Below are 20,102 nucleotides of genomic sequence, written 5' to 3'. Positions count from 1 at the left end.
ACTACCTATACCCTTAGGTTATTTCCCTAATGCTTATTCCCTGCGCTTAATTCCCTATGCAATCCAAATTAAGCACCAATCACCCCGCCATCCTTACGGGTCACCAGCATAATGCTCGAGCGCGGCACGCTATTGCCGCCGAAGGGGAAATGCGAAGGCGCTAATTCCTCACCCGGATGTTGCACCCCAACAAACATCGTTTTTTGATCAGGGCTAAAGGCCAATCCAGTAATTTCACAGGCAACCGGTCCAGTTAAGAAACGGCGCACCTCTCCGGTTTTAGGATCCGCACAGAGCATTTGGTTATTGCCTTGACCAGCAAAATCGCCTTCGTTGGAATAGTTCCCATCGGACTGGATCCACAGCCGCCCACCCTCATCAAAGGTAATGCCATCGGGGCTGTTAAACATGTTGTCGGCGGTAATATTGCTCGACCCAGCATAGGGCGTGCCCGCATGCACGGTCGGGTTACCCGCAATTAAGAATAAATCCCAGTCAAACTGCTCGGCCGTATGTTGCCCTGCACGTGGCACCCAACGCACAATTTGCCCGTAGTGGTTTTCGGCACGTGGATTAGGGCCATCCACTGGCTGATTGTCTTTCAGGCCACGGTTTTTATTGTTGGTCAGAGTACAGAACACCATCGGCTCGTGGGGGTGCGCTGCAACCCACTCCGGACGATCCATGGTGGTAGCTCCCACTTGGGTAGCGGCTAAACGGGTATTAATTAAGATGTCGGCTTGGCTAGCAAAACCATTAGCTGCGGTTAAACCATTTTGCCCATGCTCTAGGCTAATCCATTGACCACTGCCATCTTCGTTAAATTTAGCCACCGATAAAGTACCGGCATCTAACAAGTCACGGTTGGCGGCCTGATCCTGGGGATTGTATTTATCGCGGCTAACAAAGCGGTAAATATGCTCACCACGCTCGTCATCCCCTAGATAAACCACCACATGGCCATCTTCGGCGATAACTAACTCAGCATTTTCGTGCTTAAAGCGGCCTAAAGCCGTGCGCTTAACCGGCTGTGATTCGGGGTTATGGGGATCAATCTCCACTACCCAGCCAAAACGATTGGGCTCGTTGGGTTCTTTAGCTAAATCAAACCGCTGATCAAACTTATACCAGCTGTAACCGGCATCTTCGGCGGCAATTCCATAACGTTTAAAACTCTCGGAAAGTTCTAGCGGCTGATCACTGCCAAAATAGCCATTAAAGTTTTCTTCACAGGTCAGATAAGTGCCCCAAGGGGTTTGCCCATTGGCGCAGTTATTAAAGGTGCCTAGAACTAACTCGCCTTTAGGGTCAGCATGGGTTTGCAATAAGGCATGGCCTTTGGCTGGCCCACTGATGCGCATCGGCGTGTTGGCATCAATCCGGCGATTGTATTTACCGTCTTGCTGTACCCGCCAGCCGCCTGCTTGCTTAACTAAGGTCAGCACTGAAACCCCATGGGCCGCTTGAGCATAGCGCACATCGGCGGCGCTCATATTTTTCCCTTGGTGCTCAAACATCAACTCATAGTTGGTGTACTCGTTATTCACCGCCAAAATAGCGCTGTCAGCGGTTAACGGAAATAAGCTCATGCCATCGGTGTTATCACCAAACTGGCCTGCTTGATCGGCAGCGGTATTATTTTTCACCTGATCACTAAAAGCGGCCACCTTAGAAAACAGTGGATCGCCCCAAGAAATCAAACGTTTCACTTGGTAACCTTCTGGCACGGTCACGGTATCGGCAGTACTGGCGGCCACTGCTTTAAAACCTAATAACGGGCTGCCGCTAGGCGCTAGGGCTGCCGCAACCGCTTTGGTGACCGGGGTCATACTAAAAAAGGCCGCAGCACCTAAAGCAGCACCTGCCCCACCTAAAAAGCGGCGACGGGATAAACCCCGTTCAACCATCTGGGTAAATTCTGGGGTTTCGGGACGTGGATGATTACGCTCATCTTGCAATTCAAACTGGCTCATACAGGGTTCCTAGCTCAATAGGTTCTTGGAATGAGCCACAGCTTAGGTGGTTGAAGTTACAGCGATATGACAACTCAAGCGCCGACTCAGTAACCCGCAACGCCCAAGCCAATGAGTGCTTGGGCGCTATTGATTTAGCCTTGCTTAAACACCTGATCAGCTTGGGCAAAGCGTTGCTGAATACTGGCAGCCGGCGGCTTACCGAGCAAGCTGACAACAATGATCGCCACACTAGCCAAGGCAAAGCCAGGAATAATTTCATACAGGCCTAGATCAATGAACTGCTTCCACAGCACCACGGTTAAAGCCCCGACCAAAATACCGGCCACCGCACCATTGCGCGTCATCCGTGGCCAAGTAACCGACAGTAAAATTACCGGACCAAAGGCCGCGCCAAACCCAGCCCAAGCGTAAGACACAATATCCAGCACTTTACTGTTGGGATCAGCCGCCAAATAAATTGCCAGTAATGCCACCCCCAAGACCATTAACCGTCCCACCCAAACTAATTCACGCTGGGAGGCATTTTTGCGCAAAAAAGCTTTATAAAAGTCCTCAGTGATGGCACTGGAACTCACCAGCAGCTGGCAGCTTAAGGTGCTCATTACGGCGGCCAATACCCCAGCTAAAATAACGCCAGCTACCCACGGATTAAATAAAATTTTGGCCAACTCTAAAAACACCCGCTCACTGTTACCGCTCACCAGTCCTGCTTGCTCGGGATGCTGGGCAAAATAGGCAGTGCCAAAAAAGCCTACGGCCACCGCACCCGCTAAGGTCAGCAGCATCCAGCTAATACTAATCCGCCGTGCATTAGGAATGGTGCTAACCGATTCGGCGGCCATAAAGCGCACTAAGATATGCGGCTGGCCAAAGTAGCCCAAACCCCAGCCCAATAATGAAATAATCGCCACCGCACTCAGCCCATGGAACATATCAAAATGGCTGGGATTAACCTGTTCAATACTGAGCAGGGTGCTGGGTAAATCGCCCAAGGCTAATAACACAAAAATCGGCGTAATCAGCAATGCAAAAATCATCAACATCGCTTGTACCGTATCAGTCCAACTAACGGCTAAAAAACCGCCAATAAACACATAAATTACCGTCGCAGCTGCGCCTAGCCAGATTGCCACGCTGTAATCTAGGCCAAAGGTACTTTCAAATAAGCGGGCTGCGGCCACCACGCCTGAGGCGCAGTACAGGGTGAAAAACAGCAAAATTACGGTGGCCGATAGAATCCGCAACACATGGCTGTGATCTTCAAAACGGTGAGTAAAGTAGTCGGGCAAGGTTAAGGCGTTGTGATTAAACTCGGTGTGCACCCGTAACCGTCCGGCAACAAATAGCCAATTAAGCCAAGCGCCAGTGACCAAGCCGATGGCAATCCAGCTTTGCGATAAGCCAGCCACAAAGATGGCCCCAGGTAAGCCCATCAATAGCCAACCGCTCATATCCGAGGCGCCAGCCGACATGGCCGTAACAAAACTGCCTAAGCTGCGGCCACCTAAAATGTAGTCGGAAAAGTTTTTAGTTGAGCGCCAAGCCCAAAAGCCAATAAATAACATCAGCCCAATATAGAGGGCAAAGGTCACTAACGTCGGTGTAGAAACATTCATTATGATCACCTTATTTTATTGTTATGCAGCGACCGACTCACAGGTGGCGGTCGCTGGGTTGCACTCCTAGGGCTGGCTGTATCAAGCTCAGCCCTGTAACGATAACAACGAGGCATTGCCACCAATGGCGGCAGTATTAGTGGTGGTTACCCGCTCGGTAATAAAGCTGAACAAGTAGTTTGGGCCACCGGCTTTGGGCCCAGTACCAGATAGGCCTTGGCCACCAAACGGCTGCACCCCTACCGCAGCACCAATTTGGTTGCGATTAACGTACAGATTGCCCACTTTGGCCCGCTGCTCAATAAAGTCAGCGGTCTGCTGATTACGGCTATGCACGCCTAAGGTCAAGCCAAAGCCACTGCTGTTAATCTCTTCCAGCACTTCGGCTAACTGCTGGGCGGGATAACGGCGCACATGCAAAATGGGGCCAAAGTGCTCTTCACTGAGTTCTGACAGATGCGCCAACTGCAACACACTCGGCTGGACAAAATAGCCGCTATCGAGCAGTCCTTTGGGCAAGGGGGCTTGAGCTAACAGGCGACCTTGCTGTTGAAATAACTCGATATGTTGCAGTAAGCGTTGCTGGGCAGCGCGATCAATCACCGGACCGACATCAGTCTCACGCAAACAACTTGGGCCAAGGCTTAACTCTTGTAAGGCCCCGGTCAATAAACGCAAAATTGTGTCAGCAATCTCTTCTTGTAGATACAGCACCCGTAGCGCTGAACAACGCTGCCCTGCACTGGTGAAGGCTGAGGCCAGCACATCCTGCACCACTTGTTCAGGTAAGGCGGTCGAGTCAACAATCATCGCATTTTGCCCACCGGTTTCAGCCACTAAGCGGGCAATCATTCCAGGCTTATCCGCAAGGCGCTGATTGATTTGCCGTGCGGTTTGGGTCGAACCGGTAAAGCACACCCCCGCTAAGCGAGCATCATGGCAAAACACTGCCCCCAACTGATTGCCACTGCCTGGTAAAAAGGCCAGCGCTGTAGTGGGTAAGCCCGCTTCAAACAATAACTCTATGGCACGCTGGGCCACTAAGCTGGTTTGCTCGGCGGGCTTAGCTAACACGGTATTGCCTGCCACTAAGGCGGCGCTAATCTGCCCCAAGAAGATCGCCAAAGGAAAGTTCCACGGGCTAATACAGGCAAAGACTCCTCGTCCCTGATAAAACAAGGTATTACGCTCTCCGGTGGGGCCTAATAACTCACTCGACTGCAAACGCTGCTCTGCTTGTTGCGCGTAATAGCGACAAAAATCCACGGCTTCGCGCACTTCATCAATGCCATCTTGCAAACTTTTACCCGCTTCTAAACAACATAAAGCCATCAACTCAGCCCGATGCTGTTCCAGTAAGTCTGCGCAGCGCAGCAAAATAGCTGCTCGCTGCTCAACGGCAGTGGCATTCCAAGCCGGCCAAGCCTGCTCTAAAGCGGCCATGGCTTGTGCCGCTTGACTGGCCGTAGCAAGCTGTACTTGCCCGACCACTTGTTGAGTATTAAACGGACACACCACGGTATGTGGCTCCCCCACTAAAGGCTCACCATTAATCATCGGTGCAGCTTGCCACTGCCGAGTGAGCTGCGGTTTAAACTCAGCCTCCAATGCCGACCACTGTGCTTGAATGTTCATATTGATTCCTTGGGAGTTAGTGCGTAAGCCGTAAAAAATTTGGCTCGGTAATACAATCTTGTCGTTATACAAGGCGGGATAAGCGCTTAAGCGCGTTAGCGGATGCTGAGTCAGCTGAGCAATCGGAATTCGTGGATCTTGCAACTGATGCACAAATGAAGAGTTGGCGCCGTTTTCCAGCAAGCGCCGCACTAAGTATGGCAATAGCTCTTGGTGCGCACCGACCGGGGCATAAATCCGCACCGCTTGTCCGGGATGTTGCTGTAACAGCTGATCATAGAGCGCATCGCCCATGCCATGCAGGCGCTGAAATTCAAAGGCACGGTGACCGGCAAACTGCAAAATACTGCAAACGGTGTGGGCATTATGGGTAGCAAATTGTGGGTAGAGTGCGCCTTCAGTGGCCGCTGATAGCAAAAAGCGTGCGGCGGCTAAATACGAGACATCGGTGCCTTCTTTGCGCGTAAACACCGGATAGCCAGCCAAACCTTGGACCTGACTATGCTTAATCTCAGTGTCCCAGTAGGCGCCCTTGACCAAACGTACAGGAATGCTCGTGGCCTGCTCTTTAGTCAGTAACGTCAGCCACACCAACACCGGCAAACAACGCTTAGAGTAAGCTTGCACCACTATTCCTAGCTGGCCCCAGCCGCTCAGTTCAGGGTCTTTAATTAATTGCTCAAATAACAACAGCGACAGCTCTAACCGATCAGCTTCTTCGGCATCAATGGTGATTGCCACCCCTTGCTGCTTTGCCTGTAGTGCAAGGCGCCGCACCTGAGTAAACAGCTCGCTCAGCACCCGCTGCTGTTGCGCCACTTCATAGCGTGGATGTAACGCCGATAACTTAATCGAAATCGACGGATAATTATGGCTGGTCGCTAACTGTGCGCGACCCACCGCCTCAATGGCTGCGCGGTAATCTTCCCAGTAGGCTGCGGCGTCGGCTGCGGTTAACGCCGCCTCACCCAACATATCAAAGGAATAATCATAGCCTTTGGCTACCCAGCGTTTACCCTTATGCAGCGCTTGTGCCATGGTTTGCCCTAGCACAAATTGCTCACCCATAATTTTCATCGCTTTACGCAGGGCTTGACGAATCACCGGCTCGGCGCTGCGACTTAACAACCGATGCATCATGCTGGGTGGATCGCTTAAAGCGCGGGTTGGCTGCACCAGTTTGCCGGTTAGACGCAAGCTCCAAGCTGCAAAATTAACCAACCAACTGTCACTTTGCCCCAGCTGCTGTTGCCACTGCGCAGCACTGAAGCGATCACTGATTAAGGCATCCATGCTGTACTTATCCGGCACCCGCAACAGTGCTTCAGCTAAGCACATCAGCATTAAGCCTTCTTGGGTATCTAAACTATATTCCCGCAGCAACTGATCTAATAAGGAGACCTTTTGCTGTTGCCCACGCACCTGCTCTATCAGCTGTTGAGTGTGCTGTTGAATCCCTTGGATTTCTGATTCTTGAGTATTGAGCAGCTGGATCAGCTGTTCTAAATAGGCAGTCTCATCGGGGGCATAATTGGCACTAATTTGCGGAAAAAAAGCAGCGGCTGATAACTCGGGTAACCCCTTAAGCAGCCTTTGGGCCTGAAACATATCCATCTCCTACAGTGAGTCATCACAGAAAGCCATGACAAGCGTGAATGATTTTCACTGTAAGCAATTTATTAACGGCGACCGTTACAGGATTCTCTGATTTTTTACTCCGGTTCTCTGATTTACCACTAAAGTGTTACCGAGGCTGACTGCATAGTCGCAAGGCCCTAGGAGTAATGCCATAGTGCTTGCGCAGCCAACTAGTCAGCGCACTTTGGCTGGAGAAGCCGCAATTTTCTGCCACCACTGCTAAGGGTTGCTGGGTTTCCCGCAATAAAAATAAGGCTTTTTCTAAGCGTTGTTGCAATAAAAAACGCTGGGGGGTCATGCCGGTTTGCTGTTTAAACAAAGCATAAAAATGGCCAACACTCAGATGCATTAACGCAGCCAACTCAGCCACGGCAATCCGCCGTTCTAAATGCTGCGCGACGTAGGTTTGTAACTGCTGCATATCCAGCCGTTGCCACATCTGCTGCACGCTTTGATCGGCAAATACACGGTGATGTAACGCCTGCACCACCACCTGCCCTAAGGCCTGCATCAGCAATGGATTAGCAGTGGCTTGGGGTAACTCAAGCTGAACATAATGCAACAGTTGATGCAGCTTTGGATCGATTCTGAGGTAACGGGGTTGATCAAACAAACGTTGCCACGAGCTACGCCGATCCGCCGGATCAGCCAGCGCTGCCAAATCCAGAATCAACATGCGGTTATCACCTACCCCAGCAAATTCATGACTGGCATCACTGGGCACTAAACAGGCTTGTTCAGCGGCCACTACCCCGCCTTGGCCAGCAACCTCAAACTCGGCTACGCCTTGTAGCGCAAAGACTAATTGATGATGCACATGGGTGTGCTGCTGCTTAGTGGGAGCAAGTGGCGTTAAACGGGCGGTTAACATAGGCATATCCTAGCGGTCGATCTAAGTGGTGAGACGTCACCACCCAAGCAATAACCGATTGATTTCACCACAGCGTCATAATTCCCCCCTATAGTGCATTAGTGTGACTTTTCTCTTAATTGGCAACTAATCACCACTATGCATAGTGCTTCGAGTGCTAAGGGCTGGGCTAAAACCTACGCTATTTTTCTGATTTTCCTGCGCTTAGGGCTGACCTCCTTTGGCGGGCCTAGTGCTCATCTGGCTTATTTTCAGCACGAGTTTGTCCAGCGGCGGCGCTGGCTCAGTGCGGCCGAGTACGGTGATTTAGTGGCGTTGTGTCAGTTTTTACCCGGGCCAGCCAGCAGCCAAGTAGGTTTTGCTTTGGGTTGGCTGCGCCACGGCAATAAGGGGGCGCTGGCAGCTTGGCTGGGTTTTACCCTGCCGTCTGCGCTGTTGATGCTGGCCTTGGGCTTTAGTCATTACCGCAACCGGCTACCCAGTGATTTTTTAGCTGGGATTAAACTGGCGGTACTGGCGATTGTCGCCCACGCGGTTTGGAGCCTAGGTCAACAGCTCTGTCGCACTCGTGCACAACTCAGTCTGATGCTGCTCAGTTGCTGCATCCTGTTATGCTGGCCTGGCGCTAGCACTCAAATAGTTGTCATTGCCGGCAGTGCGCTAATTGGTTGGCGCTGGCTCACGCCTAGCCCAAGCTCACCCTTAGCTAGCGCCGCCTTAGCTCAGAGTACGCCTCAGCCCACCACAACCCGTATCCAGCGGCGCAAGGCCAAGTATTGGCTAACGATTTTTTTACTGTTATTGCTTTTACTGCCCCTCTTAGCCCACCTCAGCCAATGGCCATTACTACAAGCAATCGCCGGCTTTTATCAGGCCGGTGCTTTAGTCTTTGGCGGCGGTCATGTGGTGTTGCCCATGTTAGAGGCCCAGATGGTAACGCCGGGATTAATCAGCAGCGAGCAGTTTCTCGCTGGTTATGCCGCGGCCCAAGTCTTACCTGGACCACTGTTTAGCTTTGCGGCTTTCTTGGGTACGTTATTACCCTCGCATCCTTGGCCTTGGCTCAGCGGCCTGCTCTGTTTAGTGGCGATTTTTCTACCCTCAGGTTTACTGGTGTTAGCAGTGTTACCCGTTTGGCAGCAATTAAAACAACAAGCTGCAGTTCGCCGCGCCTTAGCCGGAGCCAATGCGGCGGTGGTCGGCCTACTGTTAGCCGCGCTCTATCAGCCACTGTGGCTGAGCAGTATTTATCAACCCACTGACTTAGCGCTGGCCTTGCTCGCTTGGCTAGCATTGGCGGTGTGGCAATTACCCGCCTGGTTGCTAGTCCCCTTGTGTGGCCTAGGCTATACCTGGTTGCAATCTATTACGGCGCTGGGCTTAGCTTTATAATGGCGCCTGTTTTTCTTATTTAGGCCACTTTGATGTCAAACACTGAGCATTATTTACTGAACTACGCGTGGGATATTAAACACTGGAATGAAGACCGCGATGTCATGCTAGAAGCACAATTCAGCGGTGTATCGCCCGCACAAATAGCCCCACTGCTTGAGCACTGGTTGCACTCGAAACAGCGCGATCAGCAAGTGTTAGATCAACAAACCGCAACGATTTTCTATGCAGGGGGTGCGTGGTTTCATTGGCCTGCCACTGATTCATTACAGTTTTATATCCATTCAGCGGGGCAAGATGCCTTTGATTCTATTCACTATTACGCTAACCATTTAGCCGATTATTTATTCGCCGCGTTAGGCCCTAAACTCCAGCTGCAGTGGATTGAGCATCCCCATCGCCGGGATTATTTGCGGGCCCACTAATCGGCTCAGCTACTCAGTAAACATTTCGCGCCAGCACTGGTTAATTACCGCAGCAACGCCTGCCACAATAAGCGTGCTGCAATTAGGGTCAGCAGGAGATTAAATAACCCATTAAAGTGCTGATCACTGATTTTTTGTAAACGCCCTAATCCTAGCTTAGTGCCCAGCGCGCCAGCTGCAATCATTGCCAACACCAGCACAATCCATTGCTTAAAAGCAAAGCCTGCCATGCCAAATACCATGGCTTTTGGCGCATGTTGCAATGTCATGGCAGCGGCAAAGGTCGCCACGGTAGCTTGCCGATTAGTTTGCTGCTGCTTAACAAAAGCCCCCACCAAAGGCCCGGTCGCCCCAACCAAATGACTCAATAAGGTGGTCAGCGCGGCAGCGACTAAAGTACCCGCCTTACCTAAAATAAGTGCAGATAAAGATGGACCCCAGCACAGATACAAAATAAAGAGCGCAATGGCCGTTTGCAATACAGCAACCGGTAGTTCAACCAATAACATACTGGCTAATCCAGCGCCTAGCAGCACACCTGGGGCAAACCAAGCAATGGTTTGCCAATTTATCCAGCGCCAAGTCATGGCGGCACGATTAGCATTTGAGCCTAATTGCACCAAGCCATGTACTGGAATAATCGCGGCAGTGGGAATCAACAAACTAAGTCCTGCCAGTAAAATAGCTCCGCCGCCAATCCCGATAAACGCAGTGATAAACGAGGTCAACCCGGCTAATGCCACTAAACCAAGCAGCGTGTATAACGATAAATACTCGGGTAACCAACCAGCGGCTATTAAACTCTGCATAAAAACACTCTGTTTGATCCATTGAAACCCATCGCTAAAAACTAAGAAGGTGGACTAAAAGCCCACCTTCATTAGCCTCAACCGTTGCTGGCTTAACCTGTGTTACGCAGCCCTGCGGCAATCCCTGCTACGGTGACTAACATCGCTTGCTCTACTTCAGGGTGCTCAATACTGTGCTCCCGGCGCGAGCGATCCAGTAACTCAACCTGCAGTAAATGCAGCGGATCTAAGTAAGTATCGCGAATGCTAATTGAGGCGCGGACCAAGGGGTGGCGCTCAAGCAAATGCTCCTCGCCGGTCAAAGCCAATACTTGCTGCACGGCTTGCTCAAGTTTGGCATACAGTGCTTCACCAAAGCCTTGCAACGCGGGCTCGACTAAACGGGCGTCATATAGTCTGGCGATCCCTTGATCCGCTTTTAGCAGCACCATTTCCAGCATATCAATCCGCGCGCGAAAGAACGGCCAGTGATCACGCATTTCTTCTAAAGTGGCGGCTTCACCACGCTCCAGCGCTTTGGCCAAAGCCTCCTCCCACCCGAGCCATGCCGGCAGCATTAAGCGCGTCTGGGTCCAGGCAAAGATCCATGGAATAGCGCGTAAACTTTCAATCCCCCCCGAACGACGCTTCGCCGGACGACTGCCTAAGGGCAAGCGGCCTAGTTCTTGCTCTGGTGTGGCTTGACGAAAATACGCCACAAACTCTGGCGCCTCTTGCACTACTGCGCGATAAGCCTCCCCGCCATCCGCAGCCATTCGCTCCATCACATCACGCCAAGCTTGAGTTGGGGCCGGTGGCGGCACCACGGTAGCCTCCAAAACCGAGGCCAAATATAAATTTAAGTTTTGCTCGGCCACCTTAGGCAAGCCATATTTAAAGCGAATTACTTCGCCTTGCTCGGTGGTTCTAAAGCGCCCTGCCACCGAACCTGGCGGCTGCGATAAAATAGCTTCATGGGCTGGTCCACCGCCACGACCTACGGTACCGCCACGGCCATGGAATAACAGCAGCTCCACTCCCGCTTTGGCACACACCGCCACCAGCTCTTCTTGGGCGCGATATTGCGCCCAGGCCGCAGCCGTTGTGCCGGCATCTTTGGCTGAGTCTGAATAACCGATCATCACTTCTTGCGGCCCAGCTAACTGCTGACGGTAATCCGGTAAAGCCAGTAATTGCCCAATCACAGCCCCCGCATGATCTAGGTCTTGCTCGGTTTCAAACAGTGGCGCCACAGCCATAAAGCGCCGCAGTCCAGCTTCTTTGAGCAATAACTGCACCGCCAGCACATCGGACGGCGCGGTGGCCATGGAAATCACATAGGAGCCCAAGGCGGCAGCCGGTGTCTTAGCCACCACCTTGCAAGTATCTAACACTTCTTGGGTATCTGCTGAAGGCTCAAAATCAGCAGCCAGTAACGGCCGTTTATTGGCCAGTTCTTGACGTAAAAATGCTTGCTTTTGCTCTTCATCCCACGCCAGATAACTGCCCAAGCCTAACCACTGGGTAATTTCATCTAATGCTGCTGCATGCCGCGCCGCATCTTGTCGAATATCAAGGCGGAGCAAAAATAAACCAAAGGCTTGGGCACGACGAATGCAGTCTAATAAATCACCATCGGCAATTAAGCCTAACCCTGATTCATGCAAGGACTCATAGCACAACAGTAAAGGCTCCAGCAGCTGCTGGTTATCACTGAGCACATCGTCAGGTATCGGGCTTTGCTCTTGAATGCACTTTTGTAAGGTGGTGCGGGTATAACGCAATTGATTGCGCAGTTTTTTTAACACCACGCGATACGGCTCATCACTGCCTTGGGCATGTTGCTGCAAGGTTAAGTTGGCCTGCTGCATTGATAGCTCCGCCGTGAGCTTAGTGATGTCTTTTAATAATAAATCCGCCGCAATCCAACGCGCCCACAGCAAAACCTCTTGGGTGATATTGGCCGTGACGTTAGGGTTACCGTCACGATCGCCGCCCATCCACGAAGCAAAACGAAGCGGCGTCGCAGTCACTGCTAAGGGCTCAGCACCTTGCACCTGCAACACCTGATCCACATGGCGCAAAGTATTGGGCAAGGCTTTCCAGAGCGAACGTTCAATTACCGCAAAGCCCCAGCGGGCTTCATCCAATGGCGTGGGCTGATGTTTACGAATTTCTGAGGTATGCCAAATTTCGTTGATTAATACCCGTAATTTATGCAGAGCTTGATTGCGCTCTTGATCCGTTAGATCGCTATGATCCAAGGCAGCTAACTGCTGGGCAATGGCGTCGTATTTGACAATCATAGTGCGCCGCGTGACTTCAGTTGGATGCGCGGTTAGCACCAGTTCAATACTGAGGTTTTCTAACTGTTGCTTTAGCTCAGCTAAATCATGCCCCTTAGCCGTTAACCGTTGCAGCAATTGACCCAGCATTTGCTCTTCAAAAGCCGGTGCCTCATCGGCGTGCCGACGACGCATTAAATGGTATTGATCGGCAATATTGGCCAGGTTTAAAAATTGGTTAAAGCCCCGTGCTACTGCTAATAATTCAGTATCGGTCAGTCCATCTAAGGTCTCGGTTAACTGTTGCCGTGCTTGGGCTTGTCCGCGCCGTGCATATTTAGCTCCTAGCCGGATGCGTTCTACCTTATCAAAGAGTTCGGCACCCACTGCTTGCTTAATGGTTTGCCCTAGCAAGTCACCCAATAGGTGCACATGTTCGCGTAACCGAGAATCAATTGTTGGCATGTGTTACTCCTTTAGCAGAGTCGCCCTTCAACAAGAAGGGCGCAAACTTAACTGCTTCAGAGTGCCCAGCACTAAAAAAATTCGCAAGTGCCTTTTATGCTTAAGCGCCTAACTCCTCAGCAGTAGGTACGACACAGGCAAAAAAGTCTGCCAAGGCCGCCAGCTCCATGTTATGTAGCGCTTCGGCATCCACCACTTGCTGATCTACTCCCGGTAACGGGCGAGTAGCACAGGCTGCGGCAACCACTGTAGAGCGATACCCTAAATCTTTAGCAGCACGTACCGTGGCGCTAACACACATGTGGGTCATAAAGCCGCAGACAATCAACGCGCTGCGCTGAGTATTTTTAATGACGTTGTGCAAATTACTTTGGGCAAAGGCATTAGGCAATGGTTTATCAATGATTACCTCGCCTGCTAGCGGCGCTAGCTCATCAAAAATCTGACCCCGCGGCCCTTCTGGATCAAACAAATACCCCACCACCCCCATATGACGAATATGAATAACCGGTGTTTGTTCTGCCCGTGCCTTAGCCAGCAGCAGGCTAATCTGCGCAGTAGCTGGCTCGACATTAGGCAAACGCATATCACCGATCCGATATTCATTTTGCGCATCAATAATAATCAGTACCGCTTCTTGCCAGTTGGCTGGACCGTGCTCACTGCCGGTAAGCTGAAATAAGGTAGGGAGTTGCTGAGTGGACATAGTTTTAGTCTCTTTATTGGCGAAGGAAGTCGTGGTTTTCTAGCGCCATTGTCCAAGTGACAGCAGAGGCTGAACAGCCCTAAACTTGCCAACTCAGTTTGCATCTTTGCAAAGCAGCAAACAGCCCTTAATACGCCCTAATCCTAGATCACCTGTTTGAGTATTTATTTAGCTATGCCAGCCCAAGAGTTTGATTGGAACGACTTAAAACTACTGACCACCTTGCATCAAGCGGGCAGCTTAAGTGCCACGGCGCAGCAGCTACAGGTAGATGTATCGACCATTAGTCGCCGCTTAGCTGCCGCCGAACAACGCTTACACAGTACGTTATTTATTCGCACACCCAAAGGCTATCAAGCCACTGAATTAGGCTTAGCATTTATGCAACAAGCGCAGCCTATTACCCAACAAGTGCAGCAATTGCTCGAATCAACTCAACAACAAGCCCAAGCGGTCCAGGGCACAGTGCGTATTACTGCCGTCGACTTTATTTTTAGTAGCTGGCTTGGTCGAGAGTTGGCCGCCTTTCAGCAGCAACATCCGCAGCTTTGCCTCGAGCTAATTAATGCTGATCGTGATCTTTCTTTTAGTCATAGCGAAACCGATCTGGCGATTCGTTTTGCCCGCCCACAACAAGATGCTGCGCTATTCATGCGTAAAGTTGGCGAGCTGGGCTTAGCCGTTTACGCGGCTCCACAATTTGCTGATTTAACGCCCCAACAGTGGGCAGCACAACCCTGGCTCAGTTACACCCAAGCTTTAGCCCATGTGCCAGAGATGCGCTGGCTAGCGCAACATTACCCCAAAGCCAGCATCTGCTTAAAAAGTTGTCACCTACCGACTTTACTCCAAGCCTGCCAGCAAGGTTTAGGGCTAGCCTTACTGCCCTGCATGTTGGCTGAGCAAGCGGGCCTTAAACGTCTCAGCCCAATGCCAGTATTACAACGCGAAATTTGGTTACTGAGTCACCGCCAAATCGGCCAAATTCAACGCTTTGAAACGGTTTATCGCTGGTTACTGCAGTTATTTGCTGACTATGCTGAACAGTTACGAGGCACGCCGCTTTCAGTCGTCGATTAACCCTGCTTGCGGCAAGCGGCTAGCAACGCCGTTAACTGCTCAACGCCTAGCTGTTGCATCAGGGCAATATTACGCTCGGGGATTTGCTCAACATCGGGGTAGTCAGCAATCGCTTGCTCTAGGCTTTCTTCACGTAATAAGTGCAACACTGGATAAGGTGAGCGATTAGTGTAGTTTTCCACATCGCCAACTAACGTGCCGCCAAATTGGTAATCCGGATGAAAGCTAGCAATTTGATACACCCCTTCTAAATCCAGCACTTGCAGTAAATAGTCGGCTTGATCAAGAAAATCATTGTAATCATAAAAATCCTGTAACAAGCCTATGGGGATCAGCAAGGTGGTTTCTACTTCAGGATGGGCAGTGAGATAGTCCAGTTCTGCCTGCAAACTCACTAGTAGCGCCTGCTCGTTAGTATCTTGGCTGACCACATAGCGGACACGCTGTTTCACTACTTCACGTTTGGCAAAGGGGCAAAGATTCAACCCCACCACACAGGTGGCTACCCAATGCGCTACGGCGTCAATCACCTCGGCCTCAGTTACTGATACGGGTGGACACATAACCTTTCCTTACCTTTGTTGTATGCCATCCACCTTGTAAAGAGGCATTGAGGCAAAGTGTTAATGCCCGACTCTAACCAAGAGCAAGCGCACAAAATAAATAATTGACTAGAAACGAAAAAACCCGTTAAGCAAGGCTTAACGGGTTTTCGTAATCTGGCGCAGTGGACGGGACTCGAACCCGCGACCCCCGGCGTGACAGGCCGTTCGAGCCAGATGTCCTTAATTGACATCCATTGTACACTAACTGTAACTAATTGATATACAAAGAGAAATAAATAAGCAGACTCAACCTCAATCGACGTCAATTAACACCAGTTATCTGGTCACAAGCAGTGAAACCTCTGTTCTTAACGGGAACAATGCTCCCACTCTCCCTACTAAAAAGCGAGCGAATCCCCAGCAAGCCAGTCTTGGCCCTAGCGTCCGAGCAGCCACAATTGCATCAAGTTATCTCTGAGCAGAGCTGTGGATAAGCAACATAAGCATGCCTCTACTACCCTGATACCTATCGCCGATTTACTCTAGATTTTGCAACTAGGCGGTAGCCAATAGCTCAAATATTGATCTATGGGAGTGGGCCTGCATGATCGCTTGGAAAGTAAAATTCGAACCCCTCCCCCTGATGCAACAACTGATCAGCTAATCTTCACAGCAAAGGTTATGGGTATCTATGAACTCAACTGGTATAACGAGACACTGAATATATCTCTAGATGGGCACGCTCTCGATCAACTACCGATCCAGAGCGCTCTGGATATGTCGACCACTCAGGCTGCTATATTTTATTGCTTGTGTACAAATGAGAATCGCATGGCTCACACTTTATGCTCGGCCCTACCCAGCCACACATACGACAAGTAAAGTTAGCAGACGTATTAAGTTTTACCTCAGCTTCTTGCTGGTCTAGCCAAGAATCACGCTGCGCTATAGCAATATTTTTAAGCTTCTTCTCACGAGGATGATAAGCCCAGGTCTTACCATCTGTTCGGTCCTCAATGTATCGACGAAGAACCTCTTGATACTGTCCGCTATCTTCCTTAGCAAATAACTGCGGTAAATCATCGACATTAAGCTCAATGACACCACTCCTAGCCACCTGGGGTTCTTTGAGACTAATAGGCAGGTTTCGATCCCTATAGGTGACATGCACCACAAATGGAACACTTTTAACAAGACCTAGGACATCTACAGTCTCACCACAAAAAGCAGCCCCTACTTCTACGTCCTCTAGAATCAAAAGCGATTCTTCCGTCACCAAATAGTCAAAATCTTTTGCTTGATGAGTAAACTCACTATAAGCAGGAAGCACCCCTTCCAGCCGCGGCACCTTAAATTTCAAACCATTAGTGGCAAGCTGCCGAATCATCAGCCTGACAGAAACTGCGAAGGAGTAATCGCACTCATTACGAGTTTCGTTATGCGTCTTCTGGCTACGGTGGGCGAAGTGCCATGCGTTTTGAGTTCCATGCCTTGCGACTAGTGGTGTTTTACATGAGGGGCAAATGCATCGACAAGCATTACCACGCTCGACACTCCCAACATCTACAATCTGCCCACTATCAGTGCTTAAACCAAACGGGATGCGCGAATCAACGTCCATTAATACTCCGCATAAATCACTTTACTCAGCAGCAGCCTACTGCCACTTCAGCTTAATTTTTAACAACCACTCCAGCCTCTCACTTGCAAATAATAAGGCTACAACCCTACTCTGCAGCTAAGTTACGAAAAACGTCACTTAACCGTGCAAGCACTTCCAGCTTCCACTGCTATCTTCGCTGAAATTTTGCAGCGAGTAACTTTCATGCCTCAACTCATCTATTCAAAAAACCATGACATTACCTTCAGTATTCACCCAGCAGTACGTGAGCCCTATCAATGTCTGATCCAGCAACCATTCATGCTGAAAACAACACCAAAGCAGGAGCGCTTTTTAAATTCGCTACCTCGCATCTTGGTTGGCAGCATGACGTTTCAAACAGAAAGCCACAAGATTTCTAAGGATAACAAACCCACTGGCTTTCAGGTTATTTTCCCATTCTGGGCACCTTATTTTTGGAACAATGCGAACCCTGAGTTTGGAACATTACTTATGTATGGCGTCGATGTAGAGCAGCTAGCAGAAAATATGGCATGGCCCATATTTTTAGAGCAGCTATATATAGCTGCTGATGTGCGGCAATCCAGCCTGATTATCGACAATATAAAAAAACACGTTCCAGCGGAGCTGTCTAAAAACTTCTTTGGAGGTCCGCTAACCGATACTTTTTTCGCTGAGCAATCAGGACAATCACGACGTGCAATCTACCAGCAACGCTCGAAAACAATTATGACAAAGCGGCAAGGCAATTCCAGCCTTGAAGATATCGTCAATGCTCTGAATAAGAATGAAGAAAAAGATGAGTGTGTAGAGGCAGAGGGTAACAATGCTGACTGATAACGTGAACGACAAGTTAAATGAATTTGTATTTCCAAATCACCATATTATCGATGGTTTCCGCGGTGTAATTACGTCTGAGCTAAGCGCATTACTAGACCGGACTCCGGACAGCTGGCTGAACCACTTCAGTACCATTGAGGCATACATCAATACATTAAACGCCAGCCCGCAAACATCGAATAATAACCAGCAAAACGAGCTAACTCGCGCAATCAAACAGGCGAGCATGCTAGGCGTCTTAGATTTCACAGCTGCATTAGCAACGACTCCATTTCCAGATTGGGACGCTCATGAACAGGAACAGTACCAACTGTATAAATGCTTAATAATTTTCAGCACTATGCAACTGAGTCTGATTGGAAATCATAGCAATGCAATAGAAAAAGCTCTGAGACAAATCCGCTTATTTGCTGCGAACAAAAAACACCGTCAAGCCTTTAAATTGCTGCCTGAAATCGATGAGAGTACATGCCTCAAAACATTAAACGCCGATCTTGATCAGACTCGTAAAAACTTACTGGATAAAAATACAAAATGGTATGTTGACTACATAGCAGTGGCAATTAGCAACGCTATTGAGTTTAAAAGCGGCATCATCCGCACCCAGAAAGCAAGGCCTCTTACAGATGCACTATCGTCAACGCCTGCAAACGTAACGACTATTTACGAAGGCGGCGTGGCTTATGAAGAACTAACATTTGATAAACCCAGTACGCATGGACTCGATGAGACTGACGAGTCTCTTACGCTAAAAAATACAAAAACACTGCGTACCTCTAATAAGTCGCAGCACAATCTATCTCGATCCCAAAAAGCTATTCACAGCCAGCGATTTGCAGAGCAAATTTATATGCGCAACCTCTCTCTACCATGCTCAGTTGAGCATCTCAGCAGATGGGACATACGAAATTTTTTACTTACCGCATCCGACAAGGCACAACTACCAGAAGAACAGCACGTGCTGGCTGACATTTTACTCATTATGCTATTTAGCGGCCTGCGCATAGAGCAACTACCTAATATTCGTTTATGGTTCTCTGCAAAAAGGCAATGGTTACTGATTTACGAAGTGCCTCACTTAGTACCTAGTGGCACACAGGACCCAATAATTGAGCCTCTTATATCAAGCCCTACACATACCGCTTTTAGAGTACCAATGCCTCTGATAACAAGCCTAGCAATTGAACAGATCGTGATTAATGATGAGGTCATCAATCAAGCTCGCACACTCCTAAAAGTTATCAACAATAAATATACAACTCGATTAACCCTAGGCCGTATCAGCAACTACCTAGGTCACTGGTACTCCTGCAATGGATTTGACCCTGCTGAAAGCGCAATTTTACGCGGCTTAACGGCACAGCAATACGCACCCATTGCCTATACTCATTTTAATGAAAGCAATTTCCTACTGAATCACCAGCACTACCTAAAGGATATTTTTAGTTTTGCTGAGCTCAGCTACGACTTACCTGTTATTCAGCAACTACCTAACACTCTCGGCAGTGCTATTAAAATTAAAAACCATGCTTTGAAACAATTATTTAAAATGCTGCAACCCGACCCAGCTCTTAAAAAAAGCACATCTTTGACCAGCATGTACGAGTTTCACAACCAATACACATGCTACGTATGGTTACTCCTAGTATTTTCGACCGGACACCGTAACGTGAATGCGCCGCTTGGGAGCCTAGCTGATTATAACGAGCACAATGCTACTTGGTGGATTAGTGACAAAGAGCGCCGCAATGGCCTTTCAGCTAGGACTGTGGTGCTGCCTAAAACAGCCGTGCGACAAGTCGAATTGTACCTGCAGCACATTCGAACTCTTGTAAAAAAGACACGCCTTTTAGCTGATAATATTTCTCTACACTGCCAACAAGTCTTAAACAAAGAAAGCAATCTACTATTTTTTATTGATAGTCCATCGACTCAAGCAGCACAAGCAGTAGGGCTAACGCCCAGCGTGCTCAGGCAAGTGCTCAAACATACTGTACCTTTTCAGTACAACTGGCCCAGACACCACCTCAGAACCTATTTAAAAAATAAAAATATTCATTACGAGCTTATCAACAGCTGGATGGGTCATGAGGAGTTTGGTGAGGAAGGCTTGGGCAGTTTCAGTAGTTTATCCCTACACGATTTTACGCAAGTCAGTGATCAGATTGAGCAGTTGTTAAATGAACTAGATGTCCAAGCAATAGCAGGCTGGAGCTAAC

Annotated in this window: 14 protein-coding genes; 5 read left to right on the top strand and 9 right to left on the bottom strand. The window is 49.5% G+C overall.

The features are described from left to right. Positions 1–68: 68 nt before the first annotated feature. The 4 genes from AKN87_RS11280 to AKN87_RS11265 all read right to left on the bottom strand — a co-directional run bounded on the left by AKN87_RS11280 (position 69) and on the right by AKN87_RS11265 (position 7,736). Positions 69–1,973 (bottom strand): PhoX family protein, encoded by a 1,905-nt coding sequence (locus tag AKN87_RS11280; RefSeq protein ID WP_053103494.1) that lies wholly within the window; start codon positions 1,971–1,973, stop codon positions 69–71. A gap of 134 nt (positions 1,974–2,107) precedes the next feature. Further along, entirely contained in the window at positions 2,108–3,592 is a 1,485-nt protein-coding gene (gene putP, locus AKN87_RS11275) for a sodium/proline symporter PutP (protein WP_053103493.1), read from the bottom strand. Positions 3,593–3,679: 87 nt separating this feature from the next. Further along, positions 3,680–6,835, bottom strand: coding sequence for a bifunctional proline dehydrogenase/L-glutamate gamma-semialdehyde dehydrogenase PutA (putA, locus tag AKN87_RS11270; RefSeq protein WP_053103492.1), 3,156 nt, complete (start codon positions 6,833–6,835; stop codon positions 3,680–3,682). Positions 6,836–6,971: 136 nt separating this feature from the next. Next, positions 6,972–7,736: a helix-turn-helix transcriptional regulator gene (locus AKN87_RS11265; protein ID WP_053103491.1), complete on the bottom strand. Its 765-nt coding sequence runs from the start codon at positions 7,734–7,736 to the stop codon at positions 6,972–6,974. Positions 7,737–7,874: 138 nt separating this feature from the next. Between AKN87_RS11265 and chrA the strand changes: the two genes are divergently transcribed. Then, a complete protein-coding gene (chrA, locus tag AKN87_RS11260) occupies positions 7,875–9,128 on the top strand; it encodes a chromate efflux transporter (RefSeq protein WP_053103490.1) in 1,254 nt (417 codons plus the stop codon). A 32-nt stretch (positions 9,129–9,160) separates the two neighbouring features. Continuing rightward, positions 9,161–9,553, top strand: coding sequence for a hypothetical protein (locus tag AKN87_RS11255; protein ID WP_053103489.1), 393 nt, complete (start codon positions 9,161–9,163; stop codon positions 9,551–9,553). Between the two features lie 44 nt (positions 9,554–9,597). Here the strand turns inward: AKN87_RS11255 and AKN87_RS11250 are convergent, their stop codons facing one another. The 3 genes from AKN87_RS11250 to AKN87_RS11240 all read right to left on the bottom strand — a co-directional run bounded on the left by AKN87_RS11250 (position 9,598) and on the right by AKN87_RS11240 (position 13,797). Next, complete coding sequence (locus AKN87_RS11250; protein WP_053103488.1) at positions 9,598–10,362, bottom strand: sulfite exporter TauE/SafE family protein; 765 nt, start codon at positions 10,360–10,362, stop codon at positions 9,598–9,600. 92 nt (positions 10,363–10,454) lie between these two features. After that, positions 10,455–13,091, bottom strand: a complete 2,637-nt coding sequence (gene ppc / locus AKN87_RS11245) for a phosphoenolpyruvate carboxylase (protein WP_053103487.1) — start codon at positions 13,089–13,091, stop codon at positions 10,455–10,457. A gap of 100 nt (positions 13,092–13,191) precedes the next feature. Further along, positions 13,192–13,797 (bottom strand): cysteine hydrolase family protein, encoded by a 606-nt coding sequence (locus AKN87_RS11240; protein ID WP_053103486.1) that lies wholly within the window; start codon positions 13,795–13,797, stop codon positions 13,192–13,194. 156 nt (positions 13,798–13,953) lie between these two features. Here AKN87_RS11240 and AKN87_RS11235 point away from each other — a divergent pair, with 156 nt between their 5' ends. Further along, complete coding sequence (locus tag AKN87_RS11235) at positions 13,954–14,877, top strand: LysR family transcriptional regulator (RefSeq protein WP_199532933.1); 924 nt, start codon at positions 13,954–13,956, stop codon at positions 14,875–14,877. Here the strand turns inward: AKN87_RS11235 and AKN87_RS11230 are convergent. Then, positions 14,874–15,440: a DUF1415 domain-containing protein gene (locus AKN87_RS11230; RefSeq protein ID WP_053103484.1), complete on the bottom strand. Its 567-nt coding sequence runs from the start codon at positions 15,438–15,440 to the stop codon at positions 14,874–14,876. The two genes, AKN87_RS11235 and AKN87_RS11230, sit on opposite strands and share 4 nt — an antisense overlap. Positions 15,441–16,218: 778 nt before the next feature. Next, on the bottom strand, positions 16,219–17,043 hold the full coding sequence (locus tag AKN87_RS11225) for a competence protein CoiA family protein (protein ID WP_053103483.1): 825 nt from the start codon (positions 17,041–17,043) through the stop codon (positions 16,219–16,221). A gap of 144 nt (positions 17,044–17,187) precedes the next feature. Between AKN87_RS11225 and AKN87_RS11220 the strand changes: the two genes are divergently transcribed. Together AKN87_RS11220 and AKN87_RS11215 are read left to right on the top strand one after the other, a co-directional pair. Further along, positions 17,188–17,880 carry a hypothetical protein gene (locus AKN87_RS11220; RefSeq protein ID WP_148561506.1) on the top strand — a complete coding sequence of 231 codons (693 nt, stop codon included), beginning with the start codon at positions 17,188–17,190 and terminating at the stop codon, positions 17,878–17,880. Continuing rightward, complete coding sequence (locus tag AKN87_RS11215; protein ID WP_053103481.1) at positions 17,870–20,101, top strand: hypothetical protein; 2,232 nt, start codon at positions 17,870–17,872, stop codon at positions 20,099–20,101. The genes AKN87_RS11220 and AKN87_RS11215 overlap by 11 nt, the downstream gene beginning before the upstream one ends. Position 20,102: the final 1 nt, after the last annotated feature.

Origin of the sequence: Thiopseudomonas alkaliphila, assembly GCF_001267175.1 — a bacterium.
Taxonomy (GTDB): Bacteria; Pseudomonadota; Gammaproteobacteria; order Pseudomonadales; family Pseudomonadaceae; genus Oblitimonas; species Oblitimonas alkaliphila.
The sequence above is the reverse complement of the archived record's forward strand: the minus strand, read 5'-3'. Positions and strand labels throughout refer to the sequence as shown.

Coding starts and splice junctions, on each gene's coding strand:
- AKN87_RS11280 (WP_053103494.1), bottom strand. CDS start 1,973: ATGAGCCAGTTTGAATTGCAAGATGAGCGTAATCATCCACGTCCCGAA.
- putP (WP_053103493.1), bottom strand. CDS start 3,592: ATGAATGTTTCTACACCGACGTTAGTGACCTTTGCCCTCTATATTGGG.
- putA (WP_053103492.1), bottom strand. CDS start 6,835: ATGTTTCAGGCCCAAAGGCTGCTTAAGGGGTTACCCGAGTTATCAGCC.
- AKN87_RS11265 (WP_053103491.1), bottom strand. CDS start 7,736: ATGTTAACCGCCCGTTTAACGCCACTTGCTCCCACTAAGCAGCAGCAC.
- chrA (WP_053103490.1), top strand. CDS start 7,875: ATGCATAGTGCTTCGAGTGCTAAGGGCTGGGCTAAAACCTACGCTATT.
- AKN87_RS11255 (WP_053103489.1), top strand. CDS start 9,161: ATGTCAAACACTGAGCATTATTTACTGAACTACGCGTGGGATATTAAA.
- AKN87_RS11250 (WP_053103488.1), bottom strand. CDS start 10,362: ATGCAGAGTTTAATAGCCGCTGGTTGGTTACCCGAGTATTTATCGTTA.
- ppc (WP_053103487.1), bottom strand. CDS start 13,091: ATGCCAACAATTGATTCTCGGTTACGCGAACATGTGCACCTATTGGGT.
- AKN87_RS11240 (WP_053103486.1), bottom strand. CDS start 13,797: ATGTCCACTCAGCAACTCCCTACCTTATTTCAGCTTACCGGCAGTGAG.
- AKN87_RS11230 (WP_053103484.1), bottom strand. CDS start 15,440: ATGTGTCCACCCGTATCAGTAACTGAGGCCGAGGTGATTGACGCCGTA.
- AKN87_RS11225 (WP_053103483.1), bottom strand. CDS start 17,043: ATGGACGTTGATTCGCGCATCCCGTTTGGTTTAAGCACTGATAGTGGG.
- AKN87_RS11215 (WP_053103481.1), top strand. CDS start 17,870: ATGCTGACTGATAACGTGAACGACAAGTTAAATGAATTTGTATTTCCA.